6 protein-coding genes are annotated in these 12690 nt (G+C 72.2%); all 6 read left to right on the top strand.

Annotation, left to right across the window (positions count from 1 at the left end; genetic code table 11):
• The first annotated feature begins 45 nt into the window (after positions 1–45).
• A complete protein-coding gene (locus OG247_RS32550) occupies positions 46–759 on the top strand; it encodes a thioesterase II family protein (protein WP_327255538.1) in 714 nt (237 codons plus the stop codon).
• Positions 756–3212, top strand: a complete 2457-nt coding sequence (locus tag OG247_RS32545; RefSeq protein WP_327255537.1) for an amino acid adenylation domain-containing protein — start codon at positions 756–758, stop codon at positions 3210–3212. Before OG247_RS32550 ends, OG247_RS32545 begins: the two co-directional genes overlap by 4 nt.
• Positions 3212–5020, top strand: coding sequence for an ABC transporter ATP-binding protein (locus OG247_RS32540; protein WP_327255536.1), 1809 nt, complete (start codon positions 3212–3214; stop codon positions 5018–5020). Before OG247_RS32545 ends, OG247_RS32540 begins: the two co-directional genes overlap by 1 nt.
• On the top strand, positions 5017–6804 hold the full coding sequence (locus tag OG247_RS32535; RefSeq protein ID WP_327255535.1) for an ABC transporter ATP-binding protein: 1788 nt from the start codon (positions 5017–5019) through the stop codon (positions 6802–6804). The genes OG247_RS32540 and OG247_RS32535 overlap by 4 nt, the downstream gene beginning before the upstream one ends.
• 61 nt (positions 6805–6865) lie before the next feature.
• Complete coding sequence (locus OG247_RS32530) at positions 6866–8053, top strand: threonine synthase (protein ID WP_327255534.1); 1188 nt, start codon at positions 6866–6868, stop codon at positions 8051–8053.
• Positions 8050–12678, top strand: a complete 4629-nt coding sequence (locus tag OG247_RS32525; protein WP_327255533.1) for a type I polyketide synthase — start codon at positions 8050–8052, stop codon at positions 12676–12678. Before OG247_RS32530 ends, OG247_RS32525 begins: the two co-directional genes overlap by 4 nt.
• Positions 12679–12690: the final 12 nt, after the last annotated feature.

The following is a 12690-nucleotide window of genomic DNA, read 5'->3' as shown; positions in this document are numbered from 1 at the left end:
TTCGGTGCCACCGTCCAAGGAGAGATCGAGAAAACCGTGGGATCCATGCTGTCAATCATCTGCTGCCCTTTCGCCGGGGCGGGCACCGCGTTCTTCCGCCCGTGGCGGAGGCTGGCCGTGCCCGGTATCGAGGTGGTCCCGGTGCTCCTGCCCGGACGGGAGCGGCTGATCGAGGCGGCTCCAGTGCACGAGGTCGCGGAGGCCGTCCGCTTCGTGCTGGCCGAGACCGCCGAGCGAGTGGCCGGCACCCGGGTGGCGGTCTTCGGTCACAGCAGCGGCGGTGTGCTCGCCTACGCCCTGGCCCGTGCGCTGCTCGCCGAGACCGGGACCGAGGTCGTCCGCCTGTTCGTCAGCGGCGCCCGGGGCCCGGAGGTGCCGCCACCACACCGCGCCACCGGGCTGCCCGCAGCGGACTTCCTCGCCCGCGTCGAGGATTTCGCGGGCTACCGCCACCCCGCGCTGGCCGACCCGGAGATGCGGAAGCTCATCCTCCCAACCCTCCGCGCGGACGTGGAGATGTACGAGAACTACCGTCACGACCCGGCCGAGCGGATCTCGGTACCGATCACCGCGATCCGCGGCACGGACGACGAGCTCGTCAGCGCGACCGACGTGCTCGGCTGGGCGGCTGCCACCAGCGAGGGCTTCGACTCCGTCGAACTCCCCGGCGGCCACATGTACCTGACGGAGCAGGCACCCGACCTGTTGCGACTGCTCCTCGCATCGACCGCGCCGGCCGCCACCCGGGAGAACCGATGAGCTCCGCCCTCGGATCCGCCAACCGCGGCACGGCGGCCGACTGCCCCCTCAGCTGGGGCCTGGGCGACACCGAGGCGGCCGGCCCCGCGGACGTCCACGACCTGGCTCTGCCGCCGGGTACCTCCGTCGACCCCGCGGCCTGGTTCGCGGCGCTCGCCGCCGTGCTGCACCGGTACAACCCGGAGGCCCGGCCCGTGGTGCACCTGCTTCCCGGTCCCGACGGCGGACCGGCCGAGCCGGTGCGCTGCCCGGACGGCGTGGCCGACGCCGCCGACCGGCTGAGCGCCGTCGCACAGCGCTACACCGAGGCCGCACGGCCCGTGCTGGATCTCGTCCGGCGGCACGGTGGCGCCTTCGCCGTCTCCTCCCCGGTCACCGTTGCCCCCGCTCTGGTGCTGCGGCCCTACACCGGCACGGAGCACGAGCCCCGGCTGCAAGTCCGCTACGAACCAAGGGTGTTGCAGGCAGCCATGGCTCACCAGTGGGCGGGCCACGTCATCCGGGCCCACCAGGACGCCGTCTCCGCACCGGACACCACCGTCGACGAGCTCCGGCTGCTCGACCACGCCGAGGAGACCGCCGTACGCGCGCTCGGGCAGGGGGAGCCGCTCCCGGCGTGGGCGGAGGCCTCCTTGCCGACCGCCTTCGACGCGGTCGCCATGGCCCACCCCGGCGCGGTGGCGGTCTGCGATGCCACGACCTCGCTGACCTACGCCGAGCTGCGGAGATCGGCGGACCGCCTGGCGCGAGGCCTCCGGGCCGCGGGCGTCCGCCCGGGCGACCGGGTCGGACTCTGCCTGGAGCGCGGGGTGGAACTGGTGGTCGGAGTGCTGGCCGTCCTCAAAGCCGGCGCCTGCTACGTCCCCCTGGACCCGGGCTACCCGGCCGAGCGCCTGCGTTACTCGGCCGACGACGCGGGCCTCGTCCTCGTCCTGACCGACCGGGACAACTTCCCGGCTCCGGCCGGCCTGCCGTACGCCCGTCCGCAGGAGCTGGCGACCGAGGCCGACCGGACGGCGGCGCCGGACACGGGAGGCGCGCCGCGACCGGAAGACGGCGCGTACGTCATCTACACCTCCGGCTCCACCGGCCGACCGAAGGGCGTCGTCGTCCGCCACCGCAGCGTGCTGTCCCTGGTCGCCGCGACCAGGGACGAGTACGGCTTCGGCCCGGCGGACGTCTGGACGTTCTTCCACTCCATCGCCTTCGACTTCTCCGTCTGGGAGATCTGGGGCTGCCTACTCACCGGCGGGCGTCTGGTCGTCGTCACCCATCCGGTCTCGCGTGACCCGGAGGCGTTTCTCGGGCTGCTTGCCGAGGAGCGGGTATCGGTGCTCAACCAGACCCCGTCGGCCTTCGCCCAGTTGGCCGAGGCGGACCGCCGGAACCCCGCCGACCTGGCACTGAGGCTGGTCGTCTTCGGTGGTGAGCCGCTGGACGCCCAGGTGCTCCTGCCCTGGTTCGAGCGTCATCCGGCGCGGACCTGCCGGATGGTCAACATGTACGGGATCACCGAAACTACGGTGCACGTCACTGCCGGGACGCTCACGCCGGAGAACGCGGCGCGTGCAACCAGGTCGGTCGGCCGACCGCTTCCCGGCTGGTCGGTCAGGATCGTCGACGACCACGGCCGGACTCTTCCGCCCGGCGTCGCGGGCGAGATCCTGGTCGGCGGAGCGGGCCTGGCCGAGGGCTATCTCAACCGCCCCGAACTGACCTCCGAACGCTTCCCTCCAGACAGCGGCTCCGCGGGGGACCGGTGCTACCGCAGCGGAGACCTCGGCCGGCTGCGCCCGGACGGCACGATCGACCACCTGGGCCGGATCGACTCGCAGGTCAAGGTGCGCGGGTTCCGGATCGAGCTGAACGAGATCCGCGCGGTGTTGCTGGAGCAGCCGCACGTCACCGCTGCCGCCGTGGTCGTCCGGGCGGCCGGTGACGGCGGTTTGCCAGCCCACCGGCTCGACGCCTACGTGGTACTCAACGGTGGCGACGCCGACACCGTGCGACGCGGCACGGCCCGCGTGCTGCCGACTTACATGGTGCCCGCGACCTGCACGGCCCTCCCCCGGCTGCCGGTTACCGTCAACGGCAAGCTGGACGTGTCAGCCCTGCCGCTCCCCCGCTCCGGCGGACCGGCCGCGGACCGCGCGCCGGGCACGGAAGATCAGGACGGCGGCGTGACCGGGCTGGTCGGGCGGATCTGGTCGGAGGTCCTGGGACTTCCGGTTGGGCCGGACGACGACTTCTACGACGCCGGGGGCGACTCGATCGCCGCCGTGACCATCGTCGGCGCGCTCCGTGACGAGGGCTTCGCCAACGTCTCATTGCGGCTGCTGATGCGCCACGCCACACCGCGTGAGCTCGCCGCGGCGCTCCGCTCGACCGACGCGCCCGACCGCCGCCCACAGGCGGCCGAGTTTTGCCGGACCCAACCTGAGGAAACAGACTGATGACCATCACGGACCATGCTCGGCAGTCCACCGACGGACTCAAGCGGTACACCCACGACCACCGGGTGCCGTACACAGACCCGGGAGACCCCGAGTGCCGCAGCCCCTGGCACTACCTGTGGTGGCTGGTCAGGATGCAGCGCGGACGGGTCCTGCTCGGCTCCCTGTGGAGCACGCTGTGGATGTGCGCGCTCATGCTGCCTCCCTACTTCCTGCAACAGGCCATCGACCAAGGGCTGGGGAAGCGGGACACCGACGCGCTCCTGCTGTGGGCTGCGGCAACCCTGGTCACCGGCGCAGGCATCGCCTGGCTTGGCATCCTGCGGCACCGAACCATGACCCTGGTACGGGTGGACGGCTCCTACCGGACCACTCAGCTACTCGTCCGTCAGGTGGCACGGCTCGGCGCCGTCCTGCCGCAACGGGTGTCCACCGGTGAGCTGGCCCAGCTGCAGACCGGGGACACGATCCGGATCGCCATGACGCTGACCATCGCCGGCCCGGGCGTCGGCTCGGTCCTCGCGTACGCGATCACCGCCGTTCTGCTCTCCACCATCTCGGGCGTCCTGGCCGCCGTCGTGCTGCTCGGCGTCCCACTGCTGGCGGTGACGGTGGGACCGCTGCTCGGCAAACTGCACGGCGCGGAGGGGGACTACCGGGACCGCCAGGCGCAACTGACCGCGCGGATGGGCGACATAGTCTCGGGCCTCGGCGTGCTCGGCGGCCTCGGAGGCAAGGCGACCTTCAACAAGCGGTTCCGCGACCAGTCGCAGGCGCTGCTGCCGGACGCCTACCGCGTGGCCGGCTTCACCACCTGGGTCCAGGGCTTCGGGGCCGGCCTCCCGCTGGTCTTCCTGGCCGCGGTCACCTGGATCAGCGCCCGGATGGCAGCGGACGGCTCCATCAGCATCGGCGGCATGGTGGCCGTGTACGGCTACGTCGCCGCGCTCCTGGTGCCGGTCGCGTTCTTCATCGAGGGGGCCGGCGACCTGCCCCGCGGTCTGGTGGCCGCCCGCCGCGTGATCGGTATCCTGTCTCTCGCGCCCGTGATCGAGAACGGCGGCGATCGGCCCGCCCCGGCCGGACCGGCGGTCCTGCACGACCCCGCCTCCGGGCTCGATTTGCCCTCCGGGCAGATGTCGGCACTGGTGTCCGCCCGGTTGGACGAGGCCCGCGCCGTGGTCGACCGGATCGCCCGGTTCACCGAGTCCGACGCGACCTGGGGCGGTGTGCCGCTGTCCGCGATCGACCTGGCCGAGGTGCGTCGGCGGATCATGCCGGCCGACAACGACGCCCACCTGTTCTCCGGGACCATCGGCAGCGCGGTGCGGGTACGCCCTGAGCTGTCGCCGGAGGAGATCACCGCGGCTGTTCACACCGCGGCGGCCACGGATATCCTCGACCTCGAACCCGGCGGGCTGTCCGCCCGGCTCGACGACGGGGCCCGCAACTTCTCCGGTGGTCAGGCCCAACGCCTGCGCCTGGTCCGGGCACTGCTGGCCGACCCCGAGGTGCTGCTGCTCGTCGAGCCGACCTCCGCCCTCGACGCGCACACGGAGGCCGTGGTGGCCGAGCGGCTGCGCACGGCCCGCCGCGAAGCGACCACACTCGTCGTCAGCACCTCCCCCCTGATGCTCAACCAAGCCGCACAGGTCTCGTACCTGGTCGACGGCAAAGTGGTCGCGGTCGGGACGCACAGCGAACTGCTGGCCTCCCAACCAAACTACCGCGCCCTGACCATGCGGGGGGCCGAGAACGACGAGGCCCCCTCCCCGATCAAGCGACTGACGACTGGAGCCGACCGATGAGCGCCCCCGATGACTCCACGCACCTGCCAGTCGCGGACGCCCCCACTGTCCGTCGCGCCTGTCTCGACCTGGTGCGATCGGACCTGTGGGCCGTCATCCGTGCCGTCCTGCTGATATGTCTCGCCGCCGCCGCCGGGCTGGCCGGGCCTTGGCTGCTAGGCCGGATCACCACCGAAGTGCAGACCGGACTCGCCTCCGTCTCGCGGATCGACGTGCTCGCCGGCTGCGCGGTCGCCGCCGCGCTCGCCCAGTTGGTCTTCAGCAGGTTCGCGCACAACCAGGCCCACCGGCTCGCCGAACGGGCACTCGCCCGACTGCGTGAGGAGGTCATCGACCGGGCCCTCGCACTGCCCGCTCGAATCGTCGACCAGGTCGGCAAGGGAGACCTGCTGACGCGGGCCTCCATGGACGTGACGACGGTCGCGAGCACGCTACGGGACGCTGTGCCCGGCATGGCCATGGCCGTGGTCCAAGTGCTCTTCATCTACGGCGCGGTGTTCCTGCTCCAGCCACTCCTCGGCCTTTGCGCCCTGGCAGGCCTGCCGGTCATCGTCTGGGCGAGCCGCTGGTACCTGGCCCGGGCCAGGACGGGGTACCTCGCGCAGGGCGCGGTGGCCTCAGAGGTGACCGAGATCCTCTCGACCACGGCGCAGGGCGGCCGTACCGTCGAGGTCTTCGGGCTGGAAGCCCAGCGGGTCGAGGCTGCGGAGCGGGCGCTCGACACGGCCTACCGCGCCTCGCGCCACACCCTCTTCCTGCGCTCCGTCCTCTTCCCCGCCGTCGAGTTCGCCCACTTCCTGCCCATCACCGCCACCCTGCTCGCCGGCGGGACCGCCTACCTGCACGGGAACGTCGAGCTCGGCGTCGTGGTGGCCTGCACGCTCTACATGTGGCAGCTCGTCGACCCGCTCAACCGCATCCTCTCCCTCCTGGAGGACTTCCAGGGCAACGGCGCCTCGCTCGCCCGGATCAAGGGCATCTCCGCCGCGGCCCAGGCCGAAACCGTCCGGGTTCCAGAGCCGGCCGGGGACGGGATCGAGCTGAAGGACGTGCGCTACGCGTACGTCGAGGGGCACGACGTGCTGACGGACGTCAGCCTGTCGATCCGCCCCGGCGAGCGGCTCGCCTTGGTGGGGCCGTCTGGGGCGGGGAAGTCCACCCTCGGCCGACTCATCGCCGGCATGGACGCTCCGCGCACCGGCAGCGTCCTCGTCGGTGGTGTCCCGGTCGCGGGCCTCGCCGCCTCCAACGAGCTGGGCGGCCGGATCGTCCTGGTCACCCAGGAACACCACGTGTTCATGGGGACGCTCCGGGACAACCTGTCCATGGCCGCCCCGGACGCCGGGGACGAGCGGCTGCTCGCCGCGCTCGCGCTGGTCGGCGCGGACTGGGTGGACGAGCTCCCGGAGGGGCTGGACACCCGGTTCGGCCCCGGCGCGCTCTCCCTGGACCCGGCCCGGGCACAGCAGCTGTCCCTCGCCCGGGTCGAACTGGCGGATCCGCACACACTCGTCCTCGACGAGGCGACCGCCCTGCTCGACCCGGGTACCGCACGGCGCACGGAACAGGCGATGGCCGCCGTGCGCGCGGACCGCACCGTGATCACGATCGCCCACCGTCTGCAGACGGCGTACGACGCGGACCGGGTGGCGGTCGTCGACGCGGGACGGATCGTCGAACTCGGCAGCCATGACGCCCTGCTGGCCGAAGACGGCGCCTATGCCGCGCTGTGGCGCTCGTGGAACGGAAGCCCGGAATCCCACGACGTCGACCGGGTGAGCTGAGGCCGCCACCGCGACGCCTCCGTCCGAACCGATTCTTGAACATCACTAAGGAACATGTGCCATGCAGGAAACAGGAACCCAGGAGCCCGGAACGGGCAGGAAATTCGTCCTCGCCTGTACCCGTTGTGACTGCCGGCTCGAACCGGCGCCGGTCTTCCGATGTCCGGACTGCGACGGCGCTCTCGAACCCAGGTACCGGCTGGACCGGTTCGAACGGCGCGAACACACCGCTCCGGAGCAGGTCTACTTCGACCTGCTGCCGCTGAGCTCGCCCGATTTCCTGGATAACGGCATCACCATCCGGACGCCCTGCCGCCGGGCCACCGGGCTCGGCGCCGCCATCGGCCTGTCCGACCTGTGGATCAAGGACGAGTCGCAGCAGCCGACCGGCACCACCAAGGACCGGCTCGCCGGAACCGTGCTCGCCGTCTACCGGCAGTTCGGGATCAAGGAGTTCGTCGCGTCGAGCACCGGGAACAGCTCGACCGCGTTGGCCCGGGCGGTGCTCCGGGACCCCGGCACCCGGGCCCACTTCTTCTGCGGGGACCGCTTCTTCCCGAACCACGACGTACCCGACGACGAGCGGACCACGCTGACCACGGTGGAGGGCAGCTACGTGCAGGCGTCGGCGCGCGCCCGGGAGTTCGCCGAGGACGAACGCCTCCACCTGGACCCGGGCTTCTTCAACTGGGCCCGCCGTGAGGGCCTCAAGCTGGCGTACCTGGAAGCCGTCGACCAGATGGGCCGGACACCCGACGTCATCGTGCAGGCGGTCAGCAGCGGCATGGGGATCCTGGCCGCACACAAGGGCCTTCGCGAGTACCAGCAGCTCGGACTCGTCGACCGGATGCCCGCGTTCCTGATGGTGCAGGAGCGTTCCTGCGCCCCCTCCGCGAACGGCTGGCGGGAGGGGCGGACCGAACTGGGCCCCGCGGACCGGATCGAGCAGCCCGAGGGGCTCGCCACGGCCATCCTGCTCGGCGACGGCGCACCGTACTACCCCTACCTGCACGACATCGCCACCACCACGGGCGGCTCCATCGTGGACGTCCCGAGCAGCTCGCTGGTCGAAGCCCGCCGGCTGCTCCTGGACCTGGAGGGTCTGGACGTCTGCCACGCGGCGGCGGCGACGATCGCGGCGCTGCGCGACCAGGTCGCCGCCGGACTGCTCCGCGGTGACGAGACCGTTCTGGTCAACCTCACCGGCCGCAGTCGGGTGCCCGCGGCACAGGACGGAGCCAGTCGGTGAGCCGGGAAGACGACATCGCGATCATCGGCATGGCCGGGCGGTTCCCCGGGGCTCGGGGCCTGGACGAGTTCTGGTCCAACCTGCGCAACGGCGTCGAGAGCGTGACGTTCTTCAGCCAGGAGGAGGTCCTCGCCGAGGGAGCGCCCCCCGAGCACGTGACCCAGCCGAACCACGTACGGGCGGGAGCCTTCCTGGCCGATCTGGAGTCCTTCGACGCGGAGTTCTTCGGATACACCGCGCGCGAGGCGGAGACGATGGACCCCCAGCACCGGGTGTTCCTCGAAACGGCCTGGCACGCCCTCGAACACTCCGGGTACGATCCGGCGCGCATCGACGGGAACGTCGGGGTGTTCGCCGGTGCCGGCATCAACAACTACCTCGCGAACGTGCACTCCAACCCGCGCGTGGTGGACGCCGTCGGCGGCACCCAGATCCTGCTCGGGAACGAGCTGAGCTTCCTGGCGACCCGCGTCTCCTACAAGCTGGACCTTCGCGGGCCGAGCGTCTCGCTGCGTACCGCGTGCTCGACCTCGCTGGTCACCGTGCACCTGGCCGGTCGGGCCCTACGGAACGGGGAGTGCGACCTGGCCCTGGCCGGCGGCGTGTTCCTCAACCTGGACCAGAAGCGGGGATACCTCCACCAGGAGGGTTCCTTCCAGTCCCCGGACGGCCACTGCCGGCCGTTCGACCACGCCGCGGCCGGGACGGTGTTCGGCAGCGGTGCCGGAGTGGTCGTCCTCAAGCGCCTCGACGAGGCGCTCAAGGACGGTGACACCGTGCACGCCGTGCTCAAGGGCTCCGCCGTCAACAACGACGGAGCCGTCAAGGTCGGCTTCACGGCACCCACGGTCGCCGGGCAGGCCCGAGTGGTCGGCGACGCGCTGCGGGACGCCGGTCTGGCAGCCACCGACATCGACTACGTCGAGGCCCACGGCACCGGCACCGCGCTCGGTGACCCAATCGAGATCCGGGCGCTGACCACGGCGTACCGCGGGGTGGACCGCGGCAGTGTGGCGCTGGGTTCCCTCAAGTCCAACATCGGCCACCTGGACGCCGCGGCCGGCGTCGCCGGTCTCATCAAGACGGTCCTCGCCCTGCGGAACGAGACCCTTCCCCGGACTCTGAACGTCGAGGCGCCCAACCCCGCCCTCCGGCTGGACGAAAGCCCGTTCCGGCTCCAGATGGAGGCCGGTCCGTGGCCGCGGGGCGCCAGGCCCCGGACGGCCGGGGTCAGTGCCTTCGGCTTCGGCGGCACCAACGCCCATGTCGTCGTGCAGGAGGCACCCGCCGAGACGGACCACGCCCGCAGGCCGGAGAGCCCGAACGAGGACCCGCAGCTCCTGGTCCTCAGTGCCCGGAACCCGCAGGCACTCGAACAGCTCACCGACGCGTTCGCCGGCCACCTGCGCCGCGGCAACGGGTCGTTGGCCGACGTCGCCTACACCGCGGCCGTGGGCCGGCACCAGTTCCCGTTCCGACGCGCCGTCGTCGGCGCCGACGCACAGTCGATCGCCGCCGCGCTGGAGTCGAGGAACCCGTCCCAGGTGACCACCGGGGAGTGCCGCACACCGGCAACGGGCGTGGCCTTCCTGCTCAGCGGGCAGGGCAGCCAGCACCCGGGCATGGCCCGCGAACTCTACGCGGGCGAACCGGTGTTCCGGGACACCGTGGACACGTGCCGTGACGAACTCGGCCGGGCAGGCCTCGACACGGGCTTCCTTGACCTCATACTCGGGTCCGACACCTCCGCCGAGGCGGCTGCCGCGCTCGACCGGACCGCCGCGGCACAGCCCGCGCTGTTCGTGCTCGAATACGCGCTGAGCCGGCTGTGGATCTCCTGGGGAGTCCGGCCCCAGGCCCTGATCGGCCACAGCCTCGGGGAGTTGGTGGCAGCGTGCCTGGCCGGTGTCTTCACCCTGGCCGACGCGCTCCGTCTGGTCTGCCTGCGGGGCGCGCTGATGCAGAGCCAGGCCGCAGGGAAGATGCTCAGCGTCGACGCCGACCGGGCGGCGCTGTCCGCTATTCTCCCGGCCGAGCTGTCGTTCGCGGCCCACAACGGCCCGAAGGACTGCGTGGTATCCGGCCCGCCTTCGGCCGTCGACGCCTTCGCCGACGCCTTGGCGGCCCGCGAGATCTCCGCCCGGCCGGTGGCGACTTCGCACGCCTTCCACTCACCGCTCATGGAACCGATGGTGGCCCGCTTCACCGCCGAGGTCGCGTCGGTGCCCCGGAAGCCGCCGACGATCCGGCTCGTCTCCAACGTCACCGGCACCTGGATCACCGACGAACAGGCCCAGGACCCGCAGTACTGGGGGCAGCACGTGTTGGCGCCGGTGGAATTCGACGCCGGGGTACGGACTCTGGCGGCCGAGCCCGGCCTGGCGCTCCTTGAGGTCGGCCCGGGCCAGATCCTGGGGAACCTGGCCCGGCGGATCACCAGCGGCGACTCGCGGACGGTGACCTCCTCACTGCCGCACCGCCGGGACCGGCGGTCGGCGACCGATGCGCTGCGCCGGGCGCTCGGACAGCTCTGGTCCGCCGGCCTCGAACCCGACTGGGCGGGCCTGCACCGGGGCGCGCCCAGTCGCCGGGTGGTCCTGCCCGGCTACCCGTTCCAGCGCCGCAGGCACTGGCTGGAGCGTCAGACCGACCCGGGCGACACGCCCGCGGCCGCCCGTCGGCCGGAGGTCATCGACTGGATCCAGGCCCCGTCCTGGGAGCGGAGCGCCACCCCGCGTGCCACCCCCTCGTTCGCGGGAGAGTGCTGGCTGGTGCTGGTCGACGGCCTGGGCTTCGGGGCCCAGGTGGCCGACCGTCTCAGGTTGCTGGGCGCATCGGTCACCACGGTGGCGGCCGGCGACGAGTGGTCGGCCACCGGGCCCGACCACTACACGGTCGTCCCGGACAGCCGCGAGCACTACGAGAGGCTGCTGCGCGAGCTGCACCAGCGGGGCACCGCACCCACCCGGATCGCGCACTGCTGGAACGTGACCGGCTCCGGGTACTCCGACCTGACGGAGCAGGAGGCGATCCGGCTGGCCTTCGACGGCCCGCTCGCCCTGGTCCAGGCGCTGAACGGCGTCTCCGGCCGGCCGGACTGCCGGATGTGGCTGGTCGCGGACGGACTCCACCAGGTCACGGGCGCCGAGGACGTGATGCCGCTCAAGGCCGTGCTGAACGGCCCGGGCCGGGTAACGCCCCGCGAGCACCCCGACATCGCCTGCCGGACGGTCGACCTCGTCCTGGACGGCCCCGAGGCGGTCCGGCAAGGCGTGGAGAACCTCCTGAAGGAGTTCTCGGTGCCGCCCGCGCACGCCGTGGTCGCCTACCGCGCCTCCTACCGGTGGACCCAGACCTACGTGCCCGCCCCACTGCCCCCGGCCTCCTCACAGCCGCCGGTCCTCCGAGAGGACGGCGTGTATGTGATCACCGGAGGGACCGGCGGTATCGGTCTCGCACTGGCCGAACACCTGGCGGCGCCAGGCCGACGGATCGCCCTGCTCGCCCGCACGCCGCTGCCGCCCCAGGAAGAGTGGCCCGGAGTGACGGAGCACCAGTACGGCCGGGGCACGGCACGGACCGTCAGGCGGCTCCTCCGCGTGCTCGGTCTCGGCACCGAGGTGATGACCCTTCCGGTGGACGTGACCGACCGCGACGCCGTGCACACCGCGGTCGACCGGATCGCCGCGCGCTGGGGTGCGGTGCACGGGGTCTTCCACGCGGCGGGGAAGGGTGGTGGCGGTCTCATCCAGCTGAAGCGGGCCGAGGAGGCCGCGCTGGTGCTGGCCCCCAAGGTGCGCGGCACGCTCAACCTCGAAGAAGCCCTGGCGCCGCACGCACCGGACTTCCTCTGCCTGTTCGGATCCAACGCGGCCAACGTGGGCGACCTCGGCCTGGTCGACTACGTCGCGGCGAACGCCTTCCTGGACGCGTACGCGCAGTCCCGCACCCCGTGGCGCCGGGTGGTGACGATCGACTGGGGCCCCTGGCAGGACGCGGGAATGGCCGTCGAGGCCGGCCTCCCGGAGCCTCTGGCCAAGCTCCGGGCCGAGGACGTCGCCCAGCGGGGCATGCCCCCCGCCCAGGCGCTCGACGCGCTGGACCGCGTATTGACCTCCGCCGCCGAGCCCCAGCTGATCGTCTCCCCCACCGACGTCAACGTCCTGGTCGCGACCGCGTTCACGCTGCCTTCGACCGCGGCCGGGGCCGACGGCCGGCTGTCCGAGATCCTCGGCGAGGGACAGAGCCCGCGCCCCGACGTGGCCACGCAGTACGTGCCGCCGCGCGGGGAGACCGAACAGCGGATCTGCGCCGCCTGGCAGGAAGCGCTGGGAGTCGACCGGGTCGGGGTGCAGGACAGCTTCTTCGACCTCGGCGGCAACTCCTTGGTGGCGATCCAACTCGTACCGAGGATCAACAGCGCGCTCGGCGCCTCGCTCACCATGGCACAGCTCTACGAGGCTCTCACCGTGGCCGGACTGGCCCGTCTGGTCGACGGCGAGGGCCGGCCGGACGAGGCCGTCGAGCAGACGATCGGCGAGGTCCGGGAACGCGCGGCCGCACGCCGGGCACAGCAGCAGGACCGGGCGGCGAAGGCCCGAGCCCGCCGCCAGTCGGCCCGCTGACCCACGACCGGC

Origin of the sequence: Streptomyces sp. NBC_01244 (assembly GCF_035987325.1) — a bacterium.
Classification (GTDB): Bacteria; Actinomycetota; Actinomycetes; order Streptomycetales; family Streptomycetaceae; genus Streptomyces.
Note: the sequence above shows the minus strand (reverse complement) of the source record. Positions and strands in the feature narration are given on the sequence as shown.